Consider the following 22,164-nt stretch of genomic DNA (forward strand, 5'->3'; position numbering starts at 1 on the left):
GTGGCCCGGCGTTTCCGGGTCACTGGGCGCACACCTTCTTGTCTGCTTCGACCTGACCCACGTCCGGCGCCTTCACCGGACCGGTGATGGGCGTCCCCGCGCCCTTGAAGTCGGCACCGAGGACGAGCGTCATGGGCTCGCGCTCCCCGGCGTCCGTGGTGCCGGGCTTGAGCGCCGTGGCGGGCAGGCCCATCATGTCCGCGAGCTTGCGGGCCTGATCGGCCTGGTTCGGTGCGTACGTGAGCGTGGTCTTCGCCGCCTTCTCGGGGGCGTTGGCCTTGTTCGTGGACCGCGTCACGCCCTGTTCGTTCTGCAGCCAGTCGATCGTCTTCTGCGCCGCGCCCTGGATGCCGCTGCCGTTGTAGACGTCGACACGTACGTCGACGGCCTTGGCGCGCGTCCCTTGGAGCAGCTTCGCCTCGGCCTGCGCCTGGGCGTTCTTGGCGTCCTTCTCCTTCTTCTTCACCTCGGTGAAGGAGACGTCGTTCTGCACCATGCTGAACACCTGCGGAGCCTTGACCTGGTCGAGTACGACGGTCGCCCTCCGGTTCGGCGGCTCGTCCGGGTTGTCGACCACCGGAACGGTCATGAAACTGATGTTCTTCAGGTCGACCTTTCCGAGCTCCTTGGCCAGGGCGGTCAGCTTCAAGGCGCTGCCTATTCCCTTGTCCACCGTGAGGGCCTTGGTCGCCGCGTCCGCCACCGAGTACAGCTTCGTCGTACTGTCGAGCGTCTCCTCCTTCAGCTGCCGGATCATCGACGCCAGGAACTGCTGCTGCTGCTTGATCCGGTCCAGGTCGCTCTCGTTGCCGAGACCGTGACGGTTGCGCAGGAACGCGAGCGCGTCCTCACCCTGGATCCGGTGCTCTCCCGCCGGGAGGTTGAGCTTGGAGTAGGACTTGTCGTGGATCGGCTTGGTCAAGCAGATCTTCACACCGCCGACCGCGGTCGACAGCGTCTTCACGGCGTTGAAGTCGACCATCATGAAGTGGTTGATCTCGATGCCGCCCGTGAGCTCCTTGACGGTGCGCATCGTGCAGCCCGGGTCGCGGCCGTTCACACCGAAGGACTCGTTGAACTTCGTGGTGGTGGTCGAGCCGGGGATGACCTTCGTCGAACCGTCGGCCTGCTTCGTGGGGCAGTCCGGGATCTTGATCTTGAGGTCCCGGGGGATGCTGATGGCCGTCGCGTTGGTGCGGTCCTCCGAGACGTGGAAGAGGAACGTCGTGTCGGCGTGGCCGGTGACGTTGTCCTTGTTCCCGTAGCTCGTGTTGCCCTCGCCGGTGCGGACGTCGTTGCCGATGATCAGGATGTTCAGCGGCCCCTCCATCGTCTCGCCGCCCTTGGCGGCGTCACCCACGTCGATGGTGCTGAGGTTGCCGTTGAAGTGGTCGTACAGCGCGTACGCGCCCGCCGCACCGGCCACGAGCACGACGGCCATCGTCCCGCCCGTCCAGAGCAGGACCTTCTTCTTGCGGGACTTCTGTGGCTTGCGCTTGCGGCGGCCGGGCGACGGCTGGCCGCCCCCGGGGCCCTCAGGGGCGCGGCGGCGGCGCTGGCCGGGAACGGGCGCCTCGGTCGAGGTGCGTGAACGCTCGCCGGTACGGGAACGATCGGCGGTACGGGAACCCTCCGCGGCTCTCGGACCCGGAGTGGTGGCGCCGCGGGTGCGGGACTGCTGCGCCGACTGCCCACCGGAGTGGTTCAGTCGCAGTTCGTAGTTGCCCGTCTGCGGGTTGAGTACCCACTGGTCGGCGGGGTCGATCTCATCCGCCTGTCCACGGCTGTGCGCGTCCACGGTTACTTGAATCCTCCGTCGGTGCCACGCGAGGCGCCTCCCCCGTCGGGCGCTCGGTCGTTCGGTCCGTATGAGTGCGCGACCACGCGGTCGGGTGCACCGGATCGCGTCACACTATCCGCCCAGTTCAGCGTGGGGCGACGTCCGTGACAAATTCCACGCCGCTTACAACTGGGCAATTTGCTCAAACCTCATCCACCCCAGCCCTCCCCTTGGACTCCCCTTTACTCACCCTCCCCTCGGACGTCCCTAGGAGCACGCTCCCTCTGCCGCGCTGCGTCCCGAGAACGTCGGTCTCGGCACAGGGCTGGGCGACCCCGCGTCGTCCGGCTTGCCGTCGCCGTCCGTGTCCTCGCCCGCGCTCCCCGGTGTCGACGCCGCGCTGCCCGGCGTCACCGTGACGGGCTTGTCCTCCCGGAGCTGCTTGAAGAGTTGACTCGCCGCGGGTTGTACGAGTTCGTCCCGGTTCGCGTTGTACGAGTACGGCCGTCGCGGCACCGTGAGGAACTGCACCTTCTCCGTGGGGACGGCCCGCATCGAGCGCGCCAGGTCGTACAGGTCACGGAGCGAGTCGAGCCCCGGGTCGGTCGTGATGGACCTCGTCGCCGCGTCCAGTACCGGGTACAGCCGGGTCGGATTCAGCAGGACGCCGTTGCTCTGCACCTTGTTGACCAGGGCGCCCAGGAACTGCTGCTGGCGGTCCATGCGTTCCGTGTCGCTCCCGTTGCCGAGCGACTTGCGGGCCCGTACGAAGCCCAGCGCCTGCTCGCCGTGGAGCGTCTGGCGTCCCGCCGGCAGCTTCAGCTTGGCGCCGTCGTCGTCGATCGGCTCCTTGAGGCAGATCTCCACCCCGTCCACGGCGTCGACCATCTTCTTGAAGCCCCGGAAGTCGATCACCATGTGGTGGTCGATCCTGATGCCGGTCAGCCGCTCGATGGTGCGGATCGTGCAGGCCGTGCCGCCGATCTCGAAGGCCGAGTTGAATTGGGCGAATTGTTCGTGTGAGCGCGTTCCGTCCGATGTGCGGCAACCGGGCATCTTCACCATCAGGTCGCGCGGGATGGAGACCGCCGTCGCGCCCGACTTCCCCGCCGAGATGTGCAGCAGGATCGTGGTGTCGGAGTGCTGGGTCCCCTTGTCCCTCCCGTACTGGGAGTTGCCGGCGCCGCTCCGGGTGTCGGAGCCGATGAGCAGGATGTTCTGCGCGGACGTGGCGACGGCGCTCGGGCGTTCCTTCTCGTACTTGAGCAGTTCGGCGGCGGCGGTGGTGTCGGTGGTGATGTTGTTGTCGAGCTTGCGGTAGAACCACCAGCCGGCGCCCGCCGCGGCGAGGACGACGACCGCACACCCGAGCGCCGTCCAGCGCAGCCAGTGCCGCTTGCGCGGGGCGTCGCCCCCGGTGGCACCGTCCCGGACGACGGCGGCCCCCTCGGTGCTGGGCGTCTCGTCCCCGTCCGGGGAGTCCGGTTCGGCGGGCGTGCCGGCACGGTCCGTCACGTCTGAGTCCATCCTTCATGGCGTCGGCGGCGCGCCGGGCCGCCGCTCGCAGAGATAGACGGCCGAACCTGACGCGTGGTTGTGCGGGAAGGGTGCGTACCCGCCGATCATGTACCGGAGTTGACGCACAGACCCGGGGACTCGGCGAGTCGGTGCGCCATACGGGTGGATCCTCACCGGGCCGTCAGGCCGCGGTCACCGTGACCCGCTCGCTCTCCACCCGCTTCTCGAGCGCCTCGGGCGCCAGTTGGTCCAGGTTTCGGCACAGTACGACGGAGGCCCCCGCCGCCAGCGGTGCGTACAGCCCGGCGGAGAGCCCGTCCCAGGTGTCGTACGGACGGCCGGAGAGCAGTCGCGCCCCCGGCGCGAGACCGAGGGCCTCGGCGTCCGCGCGGGCCCGCTCGACCAGCTGGGCGCCCGTCAGTTCCGTACCGTCGACCAGGAGTGCCGGCTCGTCCGCGTCGACCGGGACGAAGGGGGCGAAGCGGTCGCCCTGGCTCGGTACCTCCACCGCGTAGTCCGCGTAACCGGCGGGCGGGGCCGGGAAGCGGCGGCCCAGCGGGGCGAGCGAGAGTGCGATCCGGTCTCCCGAACAGGCCAGCCCCGCGTCGAGGGTGTCGGGTCCCGCGACGACGTAGTCGGCGTCCGCCGGGTCGCCGCCGAGCTCCGCGGTCACGCCCACGGACGAGCAGGCCAGCAGCCAGACGGCGGTCTGCCAGTGCGCGGGCAGTAGCAGCGCGAGCCGGTCTCCGGGGGAGGCGGAGAGCTCGCCCTGCAGCAGATTGGCGGTCTTGGCCACCCAATTGGCGAAGGTGGCGACGGACAATTCGACGCGTTCACCGGTGGCGTCGTCGTAGAAGGTGACCAAGGGGCGGGCGGGGTCCGCGGCGAGCGCGGATCGCAGCAGGTCGGCGGGGGTGCGGTCGCTGGCGTTCACGCGGGCAAGGGTACGCGGGGAGGTGTTCGGGGACCCGCCGTACCGGTGACGCCGTCCACCGGTCGGCCCGACGCCTCGTCAGTTTCCGGGTGAATTCCCGCCGTGCGGAACGGCCCGGGGGTACGGACGATCGCCACATGCGTGCCAACCTTGCCTCCTCGATCGCTGTGACCTGCGCGGCGGCGCTCGCCCTGCCGTTGTCCCTCGCGACGCCGGCGGCGTCGCTCCCACCGGGCGCGCCCATGGGACGCCCGGCACCGACGTCACCGGACTCCACCTCACGTCCGGCTCTGCTGACGCCCGCGGACCTGACCGCGGAGTCGGCCGCACCGACGGCCGCGCGTCCGGCGGCGGACGCCGCGTCGCGCCCGGTCGCGCCGACCGACGCGGACGCGGCTGTGCCGACCGCCGCGCGTCCGTTCGCGCCCACTGGCGTGGACGCGGCTGTGCCGACCGCCGCGGATCCGGCGGCGGACCCCGCCGTGGACTCGGCCGCGGAGCCCGCCTCTGACGCCGCCGCCGACGAGGCGGACGTCGCCGGGTCCACCCAGTCCCTGCCGCTCGGCCCGCTCGGCACCGCGCGGCGGGCACTCGGCTCCGCCGCGGCGGCGCAGGGTCTGGCCCGACGGGACGTCAGACCCTTCTCGCTCGTGGGTGTCGTCTGGGACGACGCGCGGGCGGAACTGCACGGCACGGTCCAGGTCCGCACCCGGGCCACCGGGGCCGCGGAGTGGTCGGGCTGGCAGGACGTGGAGATCCACAACGAGGATCACGCGGCCGACCCCGGCACCCCCGAGGCCATGACGGGCGGGGTCCGCGGTGCCACCGCGCCGCTGTGGGTCGGCGACTCGGACGGTGTCGAGATCCGCGTACTTCCGGGGCAGGGTCATGCGGACCACGCGGCGGAGGCTCCGCCGCTCCCCGCCGGGCTCCGCCTCGAACTCGTCGACCCCGGCCCGGAGCCGGCCGCCGCCCCCGCCCCTGCCCCCGGGGCGCGACCCCTCACCCGTGCGTTGACGCAGCAGGCGCACCGCGGCCCGACCGTCGAAGAGGCGGCCGCCGCCTCCGTCAACGCCCAGCTCGCCCCGGTCAGTACGGCAGCGATCCCGGCCGCGGCCGCCGCGAAGCCGTACATCGGACCGCGCCCGAAGATCATCACGCGCAAGGGCTGGGGCGCGAACGAGAAGCTCCGCGAGAAGGGCTTCGTCTACACCAAGGCGGTCAAGGCGGCCTTCGTCCATCACAGCGCGACCGGCAACAACTACACCTGCAAGCAGGCGCCCTCCGTCCTCCGCAGTATCTACCGCTACCACACCCAGAGCAGCGGCTGGCGTGACTTCGGCTACAACTTCGCCGTCGACAAGTGCGGAAACATCTACGAAGGCCGTGCGGGGGGCGTGGCCAAGCCGGTCCTCGGCGCCCACACGCTGGGTTTCAACACCAACAGCATGGGCATCGCGGTCCTCGGCAGCTATGCCAAGACGTCCCCACCGGCCGCCGTCGTGACCGCCGTCGCCCGACTGACGGCCTGGAAGCTGGGGCTGCACGGGGTGAACCCGAAGGGCAAGGTGACGCTGACGTCGGGCGGCGGAAACCTCTACAAGAAGGGCAAGAAGGTCAAGTTCAACGCCATCGCGGGGCACCGTGACGGATTCGCGACGGCATGCCCGGGCGCGAAGCTGTACGGCAAGCTCGGCACGGCGAGGAGCGCGTCGGCGAAGTACCAGGGGCGGCCGTGATGGGGGCACCGCCGGAGGGTCTGCATAAACTGACCGGTCATATCGCACGGACGAACGGACAAGCCGAAAAGCGGACGATCGGACGAGCGGCCGTGCGACGAGACCGGACCCGGACAGGAAGCAGAGACGACAGGTGACAGAAGCGATCCTCCTGGTCGGTGGCAAGGGCACGCGGTTGCGGCCCCTGACGGTCAACACGCCGAAGCCGATGGTTCCCGCGGCAGGCGTCCCGTTCCTGACGCACCAGCTCGCGAGGGCCAGGGCCGCGGGCGTCGAGCATGTGGTGCTCGCCACGTCGTACCTGGCCGAGGTCTTCGAGCCGCACTTCGGGGACGGCTCGGCACTGGGGCTCAGCCTGGAGTACGTCACCGAGGAGGAGCCGCTCGGTACCGGCGGCGCGATCCGGAACGTCGCCTCGCGCCTCCACTCGGGCGCCGACGACCCGGTCCTCGTCTTCAACGGCGACATCCTGACGGGCCTGGACATCCGGGCCCTGGTCGCCACGCACGCCGACTCGGGGGCGGACGTCTCACTGCACCTCACCCGGGTCGAGGACCCGAGGGCGTTCGGTCTGGTCCCGACGGACCCGACCGGCCGGGTCACGGCCTTCCTGGAGAAGCCGCAGACGCCGGAGGAGATCGTCACCGACCAGATCAACGCCGGGGCGTACGTCTTCCGCCGCTCGGTCATCGACACGATTCCGGTGGGCCGTCCCGTCTCGGTCGAGCGGGAGACCTTCCCCGAGCTGCTCGCCTCCGGCGCGCATCTGCAGGGCCTGGTCGACTCCACGTACTGGCTCGACCTCGGCACCCCGCAGGCGTTCGTCCGCGGCTCCGCCGACCTGGTCCTCGGCCGAGCCCCGTCCCCGGCGGTGCCGGGCCGCTGCGGCGACAGCCTGGTCCTGCCGACGGCCCGGGTCGCCCCGGACGCCAAGCTCACGGGAGGCACGGTGGTCGGCGCGGGCGCGGTGGTCGGCGAGGGCGCCCGGATCACGGGCTCGACGGTCCACGCGGGCGCGACGGTCGAAGCGGGCGCGGTGATCACGGACTCCCTGATCGGCGCGGGCGCCCGCATCGGCGCGCGCACGGTCCTGACGGGCGCGGTCATCGGCGACGGCGCCCACGTGGGCCCGGACAACGAACTCCGCGACGGCATCAGGATCTGGTGCGACACCACCCTCCCCGCAGGCGCGGTCCGCTTCTCGTCGGACCAGTGACGACAACCCCGTTGTGGGCATTCGTTCCGCAGGGGCGGAACGGGTGGGCACAACGGGACGGCGCCCTTGCGGGCGCGTCCGCCCCCGTGTGCCCGGCGACCACGGGGGCGCCGCTCGTTCAGGTTTCGTCCACCCCGAGGGCCTGGGCCGCCGCACCCCCACTGCGCGGCACCCGCCCGGCTACGCTCATACCCATGGCCGGCCGCTTCGCTCCACGACCCACCCGCACGACGGTGCGCGGCGGCCACGTCCCCGTACCCGCCACGAGGACGCCCGGCCCGGTCTCCGGAGCGGCCCGCCGGTGGACCCCCGCCGCGCCCACGGACCTCGGCCTCACCCTCGGCCCCCTCCGCCGCGGCCCCGCCGATCCCACGTTCCGTACGACCCCGGACGGCTCCGTCTGGCGCGCCACCCGCACGCCCGAAGGCCCCGGCACGCTCCGGGTCGCCCTCCGGCAGGGCATTGCGGAGGCCGAGGCCTGGGGTCCCGGCGCGGACTGGCTCCTGGACCGGCTGCCGCAGCTCCTCGGCGCCGAGGACGACCCGGACGCCTTCACCCCGCGCCATCGGCTGCTCGCCGCCACGCACCGCCGCCGCCCAGGCCTCCGGCTGACCCGCACCGGCCTGGTGATGGAGTCGCTGATCCCCTCGATCCTGGAGCAGAAGGTCACCACGGACGAGGCCTACCGCGCCTGGCGGCTGCTCGTACGGAAGTACGGCGAGCCGGCCCCCGGCCCCGAGGGTCACCGCCTCCACGTGATGCCCGACGCCCGCACCTGGTCGCTGATCCCCTCCTGGGAGTGGCACCGCGCGGGCGTCGACAACAAGCGCGCCGCCACGATCCTGCGCGCGGCCAAGGTGGCCCGCCGCATGGAGGAGGCCGCGGCGATGGAACCCGAACAGGCCCAGAAGCGGCTGGAGTTGATCCCCGGGATCGGCCCCTGGACCTCGGCCGAGACGATCCAGCGCAGCAACGGAGCCCCGGACGCCGTGACCGTCGGCGACTACCACCTTCCCGGCATCGTCGGCTACGCCCTCGCGGGCGACCGGTCCACCGACGACGCGGCGATGCTCGAACTCCTCGCCCCCTACGCGGGCCAACGCCACCGCGCGGCCCGCCTGATCCTGCTCAGCGGCCGGACCCCACCACGCCGGGCACCGCGCATGACCCCGGGCAACATCGGCGCGCTCTAGGGCCTGTCCGGCGGATCAGGGTCGGACAGGCCCTAGCGGGAGGCGTCACGACCGGCCCCGCAAAGCGTCACCGCACCTCGATGAACTGCGCAGCCTGCCGCGCCGGCCGGTCCTTCGGCGGCGCCGCCGCGTGGCCGACCGCCACCGCGCCCATCGGGTCCCAGCCCTCCGGCAGCCCGAGGACCTCGCGTACGACATCACGGCAGAACATCGTCGAGGACACCCACGCCGAGCCCAGCCGCTCGCCCGCCAGCGCCACCAGGAAGTTCTGCACGCCCGCGCCCGCCGCCACCACGAACATCTCCCGTTCGGCGGCGTCCCGGCGCGGGTCGCCGTAGTGGTGCGAGCCGTCCATCACGAGACACGGCACCACCAGATAGGGCGCGTTACGCAGCACGTCCCCGCGCCGGACCCGCTTGGCGATGGACTCCTCCGACTTGCCGTCCCGCCGCAGGTCCGCGATCCACGCGTCCCGCATCGCGTCAAGAAGGTGCACCCGCGAGTCCTCGGACTCCAGGAGCACGAACCGCCACGGCGTGGTGTGATGCGGCGCCGGGGCCGTGACGGCCGCGGCGACGGCACGCCGTACCGCGCCCGGGTCCACCGGCTCGTCGGTGAACTCCCGGACGGTACGCCGCAGGGTCACCGCCTCCCGCACGGCCTCCGACGTCCCGAGCCGGAACATGTCGTCGGCGGCGGCGCGCACCAGCGCCCGGGCGCCCTCCTCGGCCGAACCGTCGACCACGTGCGGCAGACCGCGCACGACCGCCACCGGACGACCGCTCGCCTTGCCCTTCACCAGGTCACCCGCGGCGGCGAGTTCGTCGGCGGTGGCGACGACGGTCGCGCTCAGCGGATTGCCGTACGCGTCCGTGCCACCGCGCAGGTCGTCGAGCACGCGCACGCCGGCCGCGCCGATGGCCACGTCGGTCAGACCGCTGCGCCAGGGCCGCCCGAAGGTGTCCGTGACGACGACACCGACGTCGACGCCGAGCGCGTCCCGCAGACCGTCCCGTATCGCGCGGGCCGAGGCGTCCGGGTCGACGGGGAGCAACAGCACCGTTCCGGCAGGGGTGTTGGAGGCGTCGACCCCGGCCGCGGCCATGACCAGACCCTGCCGGTTCTCGACGATCCGCAGGGTGCCGCGGCGCGCCACCACCCGTACCGTCTCGGCGTCGATCGCCTCCTCACGGTCGTCGGCGGCGATCACCCGCCCCTCGGCCTTGCTCACGATCTTGGAGGTGACGAGCAGGACGTCCCCGTCCTCGAGGCCGGGAGAGACGGAGGCGATCAGCTTGGCGAGATCGTCCCCGGCCTTCACCTCCGGCAGCCCACCGAGCGCCCAGACCCGGTAGCCGGGCACCGCACCGTCAGCATGCGCCGCACCGTCCGCGTGACCGGCACCGTCCGCGGTCACCGCACCGTCCGCCACGCCGTCCGCAGAGCCGTCCGCAGAGCCCGTCATCCGCGGACCTCTTCCGCGAGCGCCAGCGCCTCGCGCGCCATGGCGGCCGTCGTGTCCAGGTCCGTCATCATCAGCGGCACGGCCCGGCAGCGGATGCCCGCCCCCTCGACGTCCTCGACCGCGCCCGCGTCGACGGTGTCGACCAGCCAGCCGTCGAGCAGCCCTGAGCCGTAGTGCCGGGCCACCGCCGAGGCCGTGGACTCCACGCCCACCGCCGCGAGCACCTTGTCGGCCATGCCGCGCACGGGCGCGTCGCCGACGATGGGGGAGAGGCCGACCACCGGCACGTCCGCCTCGGCGATCGCCTCGCGGATGCCCGGTACGGCCAGGATCGTGCCGACCGACACGACCGGGTTGGACGGCGGGAAGAGGATGACGTCCGCCTCCGCGATGGCCTCGAGCACACCGGGCGCCGGCTTCGCGGCCTCCGCGCCGACCGCCACGACGGCCTGCGCGTCCACGGACGCCCGCAGCTTCACCCAGTACTCCTGGAAGTGCACCGCCCGGGACTCGCCGTCCACCTCGATGGCGACATGGGTCTCGACGCGGTCGTCGGACATCGGGAGCAGGCGGACGCCCGGCTGCCAGCGGGCGCAGAGCGCCTCGGTGACGGCGCTGAGCGGGTATCCGGCGCCCAGCATCTGCGTGCGGACGATGTGCGTCGCGAAGTCCCGGTCGCCGAGGCCGAACCACTCGGGTCCCACTCCGTACGCCGCGAGCTCCTCCTTCACCGTGAAGGACTCGTCCTCACGGCCCCAGCCCTGCTCCTCGTTGATGCCACCGCCGAGGGTGTACATCACCGTGTCGAGGTCCGGGCAGACCTTCAGCCCGAAGAGATGGATGTCGTCACCGGTGTTGCCGACGACCGTGATCTCCGCGTCCGGCGCGGCCTGCTTGAGGCCGCGAAGGAAACGGGCACCACCGATGCCACCGGCCAGAACCACAATGCGCATGGAGAACAGTCTGTCAGGCGGAGCCCGATCCTTTGAGGGGTGGTGGTCGGGCGACGGGAGCGCCTGTCAGGCGGACACGACATCCGGGGTGGTCGGGGCGCATCGCGCCCGGAGCGACTCGTGCATGGGCATCTCGGTGAGGCCCGGGTAGTACACGTGCAGACTGACCGCCGGTTCGAGGGAGTCGTTGGCGACCTCGTGGACGTACCCCGGCGCGAACACGCGCTGCGCGCCTCCCGTGAGCGTCCGCACGCCCCGGTCCGTACGCTCCGTCAACTCCCCTTCGAGGACGGTCAGCACGCCGGAGGAGAGGCCGTGGTCGTGCAGTCCGCTGCCCTGGCCGGGCACCCAGGAGAGCAGCCAGACCTCGTAGCCGGGCCCTGTGCGGAGCCGGTGGTACCAGCGGGTGGTGGCGTCGTACTCGACATAGGGGGCCCACTGCGCGCGGTCGGCGGCGATGGAGCGGGCGAGACCGGCGAACTCGGCCACGGTGGCGGGGTGCTCGCGGGCGGGCTGCAGGAGGTGCGGGACCTCGAGGATGTCGCCGGCGATCTGAAGGTCGCTGTCGCTGTTCATGGGTGCGGTGGTTCCTCAGCAGAAACAGAAGCACGTGCGGGGGATCTCCCCGGAAGGGAATCCGAGGGGAGGGTGTCGCAAGGAGAAAAGAAGACGCTGGAGCTCTGGGGCATCAACAGCTGGAACAGCAACAGCAACAGCGCGCCTGGACAGCGCGGCGGAACCCACGGGCGTGGGTCGCGGCGGGCGCTGAGGTCGCTGGCATGGCATCAAAGGTGACGGGCGAGCCACCCGACTGTCAACCCAATGCCCGTTTTGGGGGTAATGTTTCACCTCATCCGGTTACAGCGTCCGGAGAAAGGTTTGTGCAGTCGCTGAGCGGGAGACATGGCGCAACATCCGTGCCCGTAAACGCGGCTGAGATCCCGTGATCAGACTGTGATCCGGATCGCTTCCGTGGCTGGATCGCAACAAGATCCATCTCTCGGGCGTCTCCCTTCATGAAGGGAACGGTGCGGCCAGGCCGGCGGCATGTGTCTCGTTTTTGGTGATTTGAACACTTTCCGCATAGCCTTGGTTCCGCAGAGTGAATACCGGACCCAATAGCAGATTCCGGCTTGACTCGCACAGAGCACGAACTTGTAATTTCACTCGTGTCGTTCGGCCGAAATCGGTAACGGCAACATCACGGGGACGCAAAGACAGACGAGGGGCGCACATGACCGAGTTGTTCCAGGAACTGCTGGTCGAGGACGCGGACGAGGAACTCGGCTGGCAGGAGCGCGCACTGTGCGCCCAGACCGATCCCGAGTCCTTCTTCCCCGAGAAGGGCGGCTCGACCCGCGAGGCCAAGAAGGTCTGCCTCGCCTGTGAGGTCCGCTCCGAATGCCTTGAGTACGCCCTGCAGAACGACGAACGATTCGGCATCTGGGGCGGCCTGTCGGAACGCGAACGCCGCCGCCTGAAGAAGGCCGCCGTCTGACCGGCGCACCGACCCGCGCCTGCTCGCCAAACCGCGCACACCTGTACACAACGAACGGTCCGCCGCCTGTGCTCTGTCCACAGGCGGCGGACCGTTTGTTGTGCAGCCGTTAGTGTGGGGCCCCGTCCGAGACGTACCCACGCCCCCCGCGGGCGACCCCCGGCCGGAGGGCCCGTACCTCGATGTCCTCAACTCCTGAGTTCCCGCGACACGTCGTCACCGCCGTGCTCGTCGCCCACGACGGCGCCCGCTGGCTGCCGGACGCCCTCGCCGGGCTGCTCGCCCAGGAACGCCCCGTGCAGAACGTCGTCGCCGCCGACACCGGCAGCGCCGACGACTCCGCACAGCTGCTGACCGACGCGATCGGCGCCGACCGGGTCCTGCACCTCGCCCGACGCACCGGATTCGGTGCCGCCGTCGAGGAGGCCGCCCGCACCGCCCCCGTGCTCGGACCCGAGGAACTCACCTATCTGAAGCGCCCCAGCGGCTGGGACCCGGTCAGCAGGACCTGGAGCGACGACGCCTACGACCTGCCCGAACTGCCGCACGGCGAGCCCGTGCAGTGGCTCTGGCTGCTCCACGACGACTGTGCACCCGAGCCGGACGCCCTCACCGAACTGCTGCGCGTCGCCGACGCGGACGCCTACGCCGCCATCGTCGGACCCAAGCTCCGCGGCTGGTACGACCGCAAGCAGCTCCTCGAAGCCGGCGTCTCCATCGCCCGCAGCGGCCGCCGCTGGACCGGCCTCGACCGCCGCGAACAGGACCAGGGCCAGCACGACCAGGTCCGCTCCGTCCTCTCCGTCTCCAGCGCCGGCATGCTCATCCGCCGCGACGTCTTCGAGGAGCTCGGCGGCTTCGACCGCCGCCTGCCCCTGATGCGCGACGACGTCGACCTGTGCTGGCGCGCCCACTCCGCGGGCCACAGCGTCCTCGTCGCCCCCGACGCCGTCCTGCGCCACGCCGAGGCCTCCGCCCGCGAACGCCGCACCGTCGACTGCGCCGGCCGCTCCGTCGCCAGCCCGCACCGCGTCGACAAGGCCGGCGCCGTCTACACGCTGCTCGCCAACGCCCGCGGCGCCGCCCTGCCCTACGTACTGATCCGACTGATCCTCGGCACGCTGCTGCGTACCCTCGCCTACCTCGTCGGCAAGGTCCCCGGCCAGGCCGTCGACGAGGTCATGGGCCTCTTCGCCACCCTGCTGCGCCCCGAGAAGATCCTCGCCGCCCGCAAACGCCGCAAGAACCCCGCGGTCGCCGCGAGCGAACTGCGCCCCCTCTTCCCGCCGCCCGGCGCCACCGTCCGCGCCACCGCCGAACAGGTCGTGGCCAACTTCGGCGGCTCCGACGCCGATTCCGGCGGCTCCCGCCACGGCGTCGTCGAATCCGGACCCGGCGGCGACGACGCCGACTTCCTGGAGATCGAGCAGTTCGCCCGGCTGAAGAAGATCGCCCGCAAGCCCGGACCGGTCCTCTTCGCGCTCCTCCTGCTCGTCTCCGTGGTGGCCTGCCGCGGCCTGTTCGGCGGCGGCTCGCTCGCCGGCGGCGCCCTGCTCCCCGCCCCCGACTCCGTGTCCGAGCTGTGGGGACGGTACGCGGACAGCTGGCACGCCCTCGGCACCGGCGGCACCCAGACCGCGCCTCCCTACCTCGCCGTCCTGGCCGGGCTCTCCGCGCTCTTCCTCGGCTCCACCTCCTTCGCGCTCACCGTGCTGCTCGTCTGCTCGGTCCCGCTGGCCGGCTTCACCGCCTACTTCGCCGCGCGCCCGATCGTCGAGTCCCGGCTGCTGCGCGCCTGGGGCGCCATCGCCTACGCCTTCCTGCCCGCCGCCACCGGAGCGCTCGCCACCGGCCGCCTCGGCACCGCCGTCCTCGCGATCGTGCTCCCGCTCATCGCCCGCGCCGCCGTCGCCGCCCACGGACTGACCGGCACAGGCAGCGGCCGCGGCAGCTGGCGCGCCACCTGGGCGTACACCTTCCTCCTGACCTTCACGATGGCGTTCACGCCGATCGTCTGGCCGCTCGGCGTCGTCCTCGGCATCGCCGTGCTCGTCCTGCGCCGCGACGACATCACGGCGTACGGACTGCGCTTCCTCGCCGCCGTCGGCACCCCGATCCTCGTCCTCGCCCCCTGGTCGCTCTCCCTCCTGACGAGCCCCTCCGCCTTCCTGCGCGAGGCCGGCCTCGACATCCGTACGGGCACGGCCTCCGCCCTCGACCTGCTCGGGATCAGCCCCGGCGGACCGGGCGCCACCGGCGGGCTCCTCCTCATCGGCATCGTGCTCGCCGCCCTGGCCGGGCTGCTGCGCGAGGAGCGCCAGTTCGCCGTCCGCGCCGCCTGGGCCGCCGCCCTCGCCGGACTCCTCTTCGCCGTGTTCTCCAACGGCGCCGGGGGCACCGGCTGGGCCGGACCCGCCACCCTCGTCTACGGCGCCGCGCTGCTCGTCGCCGGCATGATCGGAGCCGAGGGCGGACGGACCCGCGTCGCCGCGCACGGCTTCGGCTGGCGCCAGCCCGTCGCCGCGCTCATCGCCTTCGCCGCCGCACTCGGCCCGGTCGTGGCCGCCGGCGGCTGGATGATCGGCGGCGCCGACGGCCCGCTGACCCGGCGCGACCCGGTCCAGGTCCCCGCGTTCGTCGCCGAGGAGAGCGACACCCGCGACCAGCCCCGCACCCTCGTCCTCGGCGGCACCTCGCCCGGCGAGGTCGCGTACACCCTGGTCCGCGGCTCCGGCGCCCGCCTCGGCGACGCCGAACTGGCCGCAGCCGACGGCGGCGACGCGCGCCTGGACAAGGTCGTGGCCCACCTGGTGGCGGGCTCCGGCGCCGACCAGACCGAAGAGCTCAGCGGGTTCGCGATCCGCTACGTCCTCGTACGGGACGGGGCGCCGCGCCAGATGAGCCGCGTCCTCGACGCGACCCCCGGCCTGAGCCGGCTCAGCCAGCTCGACGGCAGCGCGCTGTGGCGCGTCGACCGCGAGATCGCCCGCGCGACGATCGTCCCCGCGGCGAAGACCGCGACGACGGGCCGGGCGACGGGCGAGGCGGGCCAGGCCGACACCGCCGACACGGCGGCCAAGCCCGTCGCCGTCGCCGCCGGACCCGTCGAGGCGCACACCGAGATCCCCTCGGGCCCCGCCGGCCGCGTCCTGCGCATCGCCGACCGCGCCGACGAGGGCTGGACCGCCACCCTCGACGGCAAGGAGCTGGAGAAGACCACCGTCGACGGTTGGGCCCAGGGCTTCGAGCTGCCCGCCGAGGGCGGCCGCCTCGACCTCACGTACGACAAGCCGCTCACCCACACCCTGTGGATCTGGACCCAGGTCTTCCTCGCCGTCGTCCTGCTCGTCCTCGCCCTGCCGGGGCGTCGCCGCGAGATCGACGACGACCTGCCCGAGGAGGAGATCGCGATCCCCGCCCAGGCGATGGAGGGCGACGGCCGTCGGGCCCGCCGCCTGCGCGCCGCAGCGGAGGCGGAGGCAGCGGCGGAGGCCGCCGCGGGGGCCGCTGCCACGGCCGAGGAGTCCGCCCCCGAGCAGGAGCCCGTACCGGTTCCCCAGGAGCAGACGTACGCCGCGGACTGGGACGGCCAGTACGACCCGGCCTACGCGCAGCAGCAGGCACAGCAACAGGCACAGCAGGAGCAGTACGCCCAGCAGGGTTACTACCCGGAGTACGCGGCCGACCCGTACCAGCAGCAGTATCCGCAGCAGTACGACCAGCAGTACGAGCAGCAGCAGTACGACCCGTACCAACAGCAGGGGTACGAACAGCAGCAGCCGCAGCAGCCGTACGAGGAGCAGCAGCAGTACGACCCGTACACCTACGGCTACGAGACCGAGCAGCGTCCCGACGGGAGCAGCAACCAGTGAAGCGCACCACCCTCTCCCTGATCGCGGTCGCCACCGCCCTCGCCGCCGTCACCGGCGTCGCCGCCCTGACCGCACCCGACGGCACCACCCCGGTCGCGACGATCGCCACCGAGCCGATGCCGGTCGAGCGCTCCAGCCTGCTGTGCCCGGCGCCGAGCACGTCCGAGGTGGCCGAGACGGACTACACCTCCTACACCCCGGCCGGAAAGAACACCGCCGCCAAGGCGGACCCGGCCGCGAAGACCGACACCGCCGCCAAGGCCGAGCTGAAGCCCGCCCCCCTCGCCGCCACCCCCGGCGGCACGGCGGCGAAGAAGCCCGCGGCCGCCAAGGCCCCGGCGACCGTCACCGAGCCGGGCAAGCCCGTCTCCGCCGAGGCGAACGGCGGCGCCGCACCCGCCCTGACCGGCGCGGCGACCGGCACCCTCGCCCCCGGCTGGACGGTCCAGCAGACCACCGTCGTCCCGGCGGGCGGCGCGCGCGGACTGCTCGGCGTCACCTGCTCCGCCCCCGACACGGACTTCTGGTTCCCGGCCGCCTCCACGGCCAAGGAGCGCCAGGACTACGTCCACCTCACCAACCCCGACGACACCGCCGCCGTCGCCGACATCGAGCTGTACGGCCCCGAGGGCGCGCTCAAGTCGCAGCTGACCGAGGGCATCCCCGTCCCGGCCCACTCCAGCGTCCCCGTCCTGCTCTCCACGCTCACCGGCGAGGCCCCCGCGGCCGATGTGACGGTCCATGTGACGACCCGCAGCGGGCGCGTCGGCGCGGTCATCGGCTCCGCCGACGAGAAGCTCGGCAGCGACTGGCTGTCCGCCTCCGCCGACCCCGCCGGCACCGCCGTCCTGCCCGGCATCCCGGCTGACGCGACCTCGGTGCGCCTCGTGGCGTACGCCCCCGGCGAGGACGACGCGGAGCTGAAGATCCAGCTCGTCGGCGAGACCGGCACGATCGTCCCGGCGAGCGCGCAGTCCCTGCACGTGAAGTCGGGCATGACCGCGTCCGTCGAACTGCCGGACCTCACCCGGGGCGAGGCGGGCGCCCTCCTGCTCACCCCGTCGAACGCGAAGAAGGCCACCCCGTTCGTGGCCGCCCTGCGCGTCGTGCGCGGCAAGGGCGACAAGCAGGAGGTCGCCTTCATCCCGGCGACGGCGGCGATCACCGCCCGCGCCACCGTCGTCGACAACCGCTCGGCCGGCTCGATCCTGACGCTCACCGCCCCGGGCGCCACGGCCCAGGTCAAGGTCTCCGCCTCGGCGGGTACGGAGGGCGGCACGCCGGTCTCCAAGACCGTCACGGTCAAGGCGGGGACGACGACGAAGGTGACCGACCTGGTCCCGGCCGGCCTCAAGGGCTCCTACGCCCTGACGGTCGAACCGGTCTCGGGCGGGCCCGTCCACGCCGGACGCACCCTCGCGCTCCCGCAGGACGGCGTCCAAATGTTCACGGTGCAGACGCTGACGGACGACCGGGGCACGGTCCAGGTCCCGACCGCCGAGCAGGACCTCTCGGTCCTGGACGACTGACGCGGAGGGCGCCGAGGGCTGAACGCAGGGGGCGCCGACGGCCGAACGCGGGGGCGCCGACGACGACGACGATCCCGGAAGGGCCGTCGTCGAGGGCCGTCGTTCCCCCGAAGTCGTTCCCCCGAAAGAGGGTCAGTCCTGCCCGTACCGGGGATCGACCGACTCGGGGGAGAGGCCCAGGAGCTCGGCCACCTGCTCCACCACGACCTCGTGGACGAGCAGCGCCCGTTCGTCACGGCTCTTCGAGCGGATCTCGACCGGCCGCCGGTAGACGACGATCCGGGCGGGCCCGCCCTTCTCCGCGGGCACGGCCCCGCCCAACGGCACCGACTCGCCCGGCACCGAGGGCGGCACGTCGAGGATCATGAACTCGACGTCCGCCAGCTGCGGCCAGCGCCGTTCCAGGCGTTCCACCGAGTCCAGGACCAGATCGCGGAACGTGTCCGCCCGGGTCGCGGACAACGGCACCTGCGGCGGGGCGACCGGCCCGCGCATGCCGCGGCCGTGGCGGTCGCGGCGGCGCGTCCGCGGTTCCACCGGAACCGGACCGGACTCCGCCGCGTGGGGCTCGGCCGGACGGGACGAGGGGTTCGGCGGCACAGGACTGTCCATCACTGACGCAGCGTAACTCTCCTCGGTGCCCGCCGACCGTGGCGCACACGAGCCACGTCGATACCGGCCGGACCCGGTCTGTCGATAGTTGAACGTTCCGGCCAAGCGCGGGCTCGTTTCCGTAGGCCCCCGCGATCGGCCATCTGGCCGTGGTTGACCGGAATGCTGCCGAGCGTTGTCCGGATCGGCTCCCGTCCCCACCCCCGTTCCCCTCCTTACGCGCAGGTCAGGACGGGCGCCCGGAACGGTCCCGTGTCCGACGTCACACCGCGACACGGTGGAGTGACCTGGTGGAGAGTCGTCGCGGCCCGCTCAAGAGTGCGGTACCGTCCAACGTCGTGAGCCCTGTACGTCGCTGTTCGCGCACCGCGTGCGGCCGCCCTGCCGTCGCGACACTGACGTACGTCTATGCCGACTCGACTGCGGTCCTCGGCCCGCTCGCCACCTACGCCGAGCCCCACTGCTACGACCTGTGTGCCGAACACAGCGAGCGCCTCACCGCCCCACGCGGCTGGGAGGTGGTGCGGCTCTCCGACGGCTCCGCCCCGGCCCGCCCCAGCGGCGACGACCTCGAAGCCCTCGCCAACGCGGTACGGGAAGCGGCGCGCCCCCAGGAGCGCGCGGCCGAGGCCGGCGGCAAGGGCGGCGGCGGCCGAGGCGGCGACCCGATGGAGGTCGGACGCCGCGGACATCTGCGCGTCCTTCGCTCCCCCGACTCCTGACGGGCCACTCCTGACGGGCCAAGGCGCTCTGCCCTCTCCTCGGCGACCCCCGGTAGGTTGGGCCTTCGCACACGCGCCGTACACGCGCCGCAACGCGTGCCGAGGCTTGAGGATTCAGGAGGGTTGTTCCGTGGCTGCTGATCTGTCGCAGATCGTGAAGGCGTACGACGTCCGCGGGGTGGTGCCGGATCAGTGGGACGAGACGCTCGCCGAGCTGTTCGGCGCCGCGTTCGTCCGGGTGACGGGCGCGGACGCGATCGTCGTCGGCCACGACATGCGGCCCTCGTCGCCGGGCCTGTCGGACGCCTTCGCCCGTGGCGCGGCCCGCCTCGGCGCCGATGTCACCCTGATCGGGCTCTGCTCCACGGACCAGCTGTACTTCGCCTCGGGCAGCCTCGACCTGCCGGGCGCGATGTTCACGGCCTCGCACAACCCGGCCCAGTACAACGGCATCAAGATGTGCCGCGCCGGCGCCGCGCCCGTCGGCCAGGACACCGGCCTGTCCGAGATCCGCATCATGGTGGAGCGGTGGTCGCAGGAGGGCGCCCCGGCGGCGGCCCCCACCACCGGCACCATCACCGAGCGGGACACGCTCGACGACTACGCCGCCCACCTGAAGGCGCTCGTCGACCTCACCGCGATCCGCCCCCTGAAGGTCGTCGTCGACGCGGGCAACGGCATGGGCGGCCACACCGTCCCCACCGTCTTCGCGGGCCTCCCGCTGGACGTCGTCCCGATGTACTTCGAGCTGGACGGCACCTTCCCGAACCACGAGGCCAACCCCCTCGATCCGGCGAACATCGTCGACCTCCAGGCGCGCGTCCGGTCCGAGGGCGCCGACCTCGGTCTCGCCTTCGACGGCGACGCCGACCGCTGCTTCGTCGTCGACGAGCGCGGCGAGGCGGTCTCCCCGTCCGCGATCACGGCACTGGTCGCCGCGCGCGAGCTGGCCAAGACCCCCGGCGGCACGATCATCCACAACCTGATCACCTCCTGGTCCGTCCCCGAGGTCGTGCGCGAGAACGGCGGCACGCCCGTCCGCACCCGCGTCGGCCACTCCTTCATCAAGGAGGAGATGGCGAAGACGGGCGCGATCTTCGGCGGCGAGCACTCCGCGCACTACTACTTCAAGGACTTCTGGAACGCCGATACGGGCATGCTCGCCGCGCTCCACGTCCTCGCCGCTCTCGGCGGCCAGGAGGGCACGCTGTCGGCGCTGGTCTCCTCGTACGACCGCTACGTGGGCTCGGGCGAGATCAACTCCACGGTGGCCGACCAGGCGGGCCGTACGGCGGCGGTCAAGACGACGTACGCGGACCAGGACGGCGTCACCCTCGACGAGCTGGACGGGCTGACCGTGTCGGCGGACGACTGGTGGTTCAACCTGCGCCCGTCCAACACGGAGCCGCTGCTCCGCCTGAACGTCGAGGCCCGCGACGAGGCCACCATGGCCAAGATCCGCGACGAGGTCCTCGCACTGGTCCGCGCGACGGACTGAAACCCGCTCCCCGCCGGGGGACGGCGCGTGCGGCCGAGCCGCGCGCCCCGTCCCCCGGCGGTAGGCTGACCTGGCCCAAAGGGCAGCACCACCACCGTTTGTTCGAAGGGGAAACCTCATGCCGCTCGAAGCCGGCCTCCTGGAGATCCTGGCCTGCCCGGCGTGCCACGCGCCGCTGAACGACCGCTCGGCGGCCGAGACCCCCGAACTGATCTGCACGGGCACCGACTGCGGCCTGGCCTACCCGGTCCGCGACGGCATCCCCGTCCTCCTGGTGGACGAGGCCCGCCGCCCCGCGTAGGACGGTCCGCAGCCGCCGACGGCGGGTACCACGCACGGGAAGACCCGCACCTCTGTGTCCTCATCCGCACGGGTGGTGCGGGTGGAAGAACAAGCCCGGCCGAGGGCCGGGCGCACCACAACAGCAACCCGCCCCGCCACGGAGGCCCCATGCTGGACGAGACCCTCCTCGACGCACCGGACGCCCTCGCCCTCGCCGACCGCCGCGGCCTCCTCCGCGGCGCCGCCGAGGCCGGCGCACGGGTACGGACCGCCGCCCGCCACGCCACAGAGGCCGGCATCGCCGAACTCAGCCCCGAGGGCCGGCCCCGTACCGTCCTCGTCGCGGGCCCCGGCACCGCGGCCGCCGGCGTCGCCGACCTGGTCGGCGCCCTCGCCGGCGCCGCCGCCCCCGTCATCCGCCTCCAGCCCACCGGCGTCGCCCCCGCCGCCGGCGCCCTGCGCTGGGCCCTGCCCGGCTGGGCCGGCTCCGTGGACCTGCTGCTGATCCCGACCACCGACGGCTCCGAACCCGGACTCGCCCTCCTCGCCGGGCAGGCGTACCGCCGCGGCATCTCCGTCGTCGCCGTCGCCCCCAAGAGCTCCCCGCTCGCCGAAGCCGTCAGCGGCCCCCGCGGACTGCTCGTGCCCATGGCGATGGCCCCGCACGAGAGCGCCGAGGAGTACGAGGAGAAGCTCGCCGCCGGCCCCGGCTCCCTGTGGGCCCTGTTCACCCCACTCCTCGCGCTGCTCGACCGGCTCGGCCTCGTCGAGGCGCCGTCCGAGATGCTGGAGAAGGTCGCCGACCGCCTGGACCGTACGGCGGAGCGCTGCGGGCCGGCGATCGCCACGCACAGCAACCCGGCCAAGACGCTCGCCGCCGAACTCGCCGACTCGCTGCCGCTGATCTGGACCGAGGGCGACGCCGCGGGCCCCGTCGGCCGCCGGTTCGCCGCCGTACTGGCCGAACTGGCCGGACTGCCCGCGCTCGCCGCAGAACTCCCCGAGGCGCTGCCCGCCCACGGCGTGCTGCTCGCCGGTGACTACGCCGCCGGCGCCGACCCCGACGACTTCTTCCGCGACCGCGTCGAGGAGGCGCAGGCCCTGCGCGCCCGGGTCGTGCTGCTGCGTGACCGCCCGACCGACGCCGGCGGCCTGACCGCGGCCCCCGCCGCCCGGGAGCTGGCCCTCAGCCACGGCACGGCCATCAGCGAGCTGGAGCCGGACGAGGGCGGAGAGCTGGAGACCCTCGCCGAACTGCTCGCCGTCACCGACTTCGCCGCCGTCTACCTCTCCCTGGCCTCGGCCGGCATCGCACCGCACTGACCGCCCGCCACACCACTGGACCACACCGCA

Annotated in this window: 17 protein-coding genes; 10 read left to right on the plus strand and 7 right to left on the minus strand. The window is 72.6% G+C overall.

What is annotated here, in order from left to right; translation table 11 throughout:
- Positions 1–19: 19 nt before the first annotated feature.
- The 3 genes from ACFV9D_RS07430 to ACFV9D_RS07440 form a co-directional block, all read right to left on the minus strand.
- Complete coding sequence (locus tag ACFV9D_RS07430) at positions 20–1,798, minus strand: LCP family protein (RefSeq protein ID WP_385142313.1); 1,779 nt, start codon at positions 1,796–1,798, stop codon at positions 20–22.
- Between the two features lie 249 nt (positions 1,799–2,047).
- Positions 2,048–3,307: an LCP family protein gene (locus ACFV9D_RS07435; protein WP_385142316.1), complete on the minus strand. Its 1,260-nt coding sequence runs from the start codon at positions 3,305–3,307 to the stop codon at positions 2,048–2,050.
- A 172-nt stretch (positions 3,308–3,479) separates the two neighbouring features.
- A complete protein-coding gene (locus tag ACFV9D_RS07440; RefSeq protein ID WP_385142319.1) occupies positions 3,480–4,232 on the minus strand; it encodes a TIGR03089 family protein in 753 nt (250 codons plus the stop codon).
- Positions 4,233–4,369: 137 nt separating this feature from the next.
- Here ACFV9D_RS07440 and ACFV9D_RS07445 point away from each other — a divergent pair, with 137 nt between their 5' ends.
- From ACFV9D_RS07445 to ACFV9D_RS07455, 3 genes are all read left to right on the plus strand, one after another.
- Positions 4,370–5,971 (plus strand): peptidoglycan recognition protein, encoded by a 1,602-nt coding sequence (locus ACFV9D_RS07445; protein ID WP_385142322.1) that lies wholly within the window; start codon positions 4,370–4,372, stop codon positions 5,969–5,971.
- Between the two features lie 133 nt (positions 5,972–6,104).
- The gene (locus ACFV9D_RS07450) at positions 6,105–7,187 is read left to right on the plus strand and encodes a sugar phosphate nucleotidyltransferase (RefSeq protein ID WP_385142325.1); all 1,083 of its coding nucleotides are present in this window, start codon (positions 6,105–6,107) and stop codon (positions 7,185–7,187) included.
- Between the two features lie 194 nt (positions 7,188–7,381).
- Positions 7,382–8,380, plus strand: coding sequence for a DNA-3-methyladenine glycosylase family protein (locus tag ACFV9D_RS07455; RefSeq protein WP_385142327.1), 999 nt, complete (start codon positions 7,382–7,384; stop codon positions 8,378–8,380).
- 67 nt (positions 8,381–8,447) lie between these two features.
- Here the strand turns inward: ACFV9D_RS07455 and ACFV9D_RS07460 are convergent, their stop codons facing one another.
- From ACFV9D_RS07460 to ACFV9D_RS07470, 3 genes are all read right to left on the minus strand, one after another.
- On the minus strand, positions 8,448–9,845 hold the full coding sequence (locus tag ACFV9D_RS07460) for a coenzyme F420-0:L-glutamate ligase (RefSeq protein WP_385142330.1): 1,398 nt from the start codon (positions 9,843–9,845) through the stop codon (positions 8,448–8,450).
- On the minus strand, positions 9,842–10,798 hold the full coding sequence (gene cofD, locus ACFV9D_RS07465) for a 2-phospho-L-lactate transferase (protein ID WP_385142332.1): 957 nt from the start codon (positions 10,796–10,798) through the stop codon (positions 9,842–9,844). Before cofD ends, ACFV9D_RS07460 begins: the two co-directional genes overlap by 4 nt.
- Positions 10,799–10,864: 66 nt before the next feature.
- Complete coding sequence (locus ACFV9D_RS07470) at positions 10,865–11,374, minus strand: cysteine dioxygenase (RefSeq protein WP_385142335.1); 510 nt, start codon at positions 11,372–11,374, stop codon at positions 10,865–10,867.
- A gap of 658 nt (positions 11,375–12,032) precedes the next feature.
- Between ACFV9D_RS07470 and ACFV9D_RS07475 the strand changes: the two genes are divergently transcribed.
- From ACFV9D_RS07475 to ACFV9D_RS07485, 3 genes are all read left to right on the plus strand, one after another.
- Positions 12,033–12,296: a WhiB family transcriptional regulator gene (locus ACFV9D_RS07475; RefSeq protein ID WP_015033978.1), complete on the plus strand. Its 264-nt coding sequence runs from the start codon at positions 12,033–12,035 to the stop codon at positions 12,294–12,296.
- A gap of 182 nt (positions 12,297–12,478) precedes the next feature.
- On the plus strand, positions 12,479–16,168 hold the full coding sequence (locus ACFV9D_RS07480) for a glycosyltransferase family 2 protein (RefSeq protein WP_385142338.1): 3,690 nt from the start codon (positions 12,479–12,481) through the stop codon (positions 16,166–16,168).
- The gene (locus tag ACFV9D_RS07485; RefSeq protein ID WP_385142341.1) at positions 16,165–17,697 is read left to right on the plus strand and encodes a DUF5719 family protein; all 1,533 of its coding nucleotides are present in this window, start codon (positions 16,165–16,167) and stop codon (positions 17,695–17,697) included. Before ACFV9D_RS07480 ends, ACFV9D_RS07485 begins: the two co-directional genes overlap by 4 nt.
- A gap of 132 nt (positions 17,698–17,829) precedes the next feature.
- On the opposite strand, the gene ACFV9D_RS07490 is transcribed toward ACFV9D_RS07485, so the two are convergent.
- Positions 17,830–18,309 (minus strand): metallopeptidase family protein, encoded by a 480-nt coding sequence (locus ACFV9D_RS07490; protein ID WP_385142343.1) that lies wholly within the window; start codon positions 18,307–18,309, stop codon positions 17,830–17,832.
- Positions 18,310–18,599: 290 nt separating this feature from the next.
- Here ACFV9D_RS07490 and ACFV9D_RS07495 point away from each other — a divergent pair, with 290 nt between their 5' ends.
- The 4 genes from ACFV9D_RS07495 to ACFV9D_RS07510 all read left to right on the plus strand — a co-directional run bounded on the left by ACFV9D_RS07495 (position 18,600) and on the right by ACFV9D_RS07510 (position 22,134).
- Positions 18,600–19,031, plus strand: a complete 432-nt coding sequence (locus tag ACFV9D_RS07495; RefSeq protein ID WP_361681608.1) for a DUF3499 domain-containing protein — start codon at positions 18,600–18,602, stop codon at positions 19,029–19,031.
- Positions 19,032–19,161: 130 nt separating this feature from the next.
- Positions 19,162–20,529: a phosphomannomutase/phosphoglucomutase gene (locus ACFV9D_RS07500; RefSeq protein WP_385142346.1), complete on the plus strand. Its 1,368-nt coding sequence runs from the start codon at positions 19,162–19,164 to the stop codon at positions 20,527–20,529.
- Between the two features lie 118 nt (positions 20,530–20,647).
- Positions 20,648–20,830: a Trm112 family protein gene (locus ACFV9D_RS07505; protein ID WP_385142349.1), complete on the plus strand. Its 183-nt coding sequence runs from the start codon at positions 20,648–20,650 to the stop codon at positions 20,828–20,830.
- Positions 20,831–20,979: 149 nt separating this feature from the next.
- On the plus strand, positions 20,980–22,134 hold the full coding sequence (locus ACFV9D_RS07510) for an SIS domain-containing protein (protein ID WP_385142352.1): 1,155 nt from the start codon (positions 20,980–20,982) through the stop codon (positions 22,132–22,134).
- Positions 22,135–22,164 lie beyond the last annotated feature (30 nt).

This window comes from Streptomyces sp. NPDC059875, assembly GCF_042731085.1.
GTDB lineage: Bacteria > Actinomycetota > Actinomycetes > Streptomycetales > Streptomycetaceae > Streptomyces.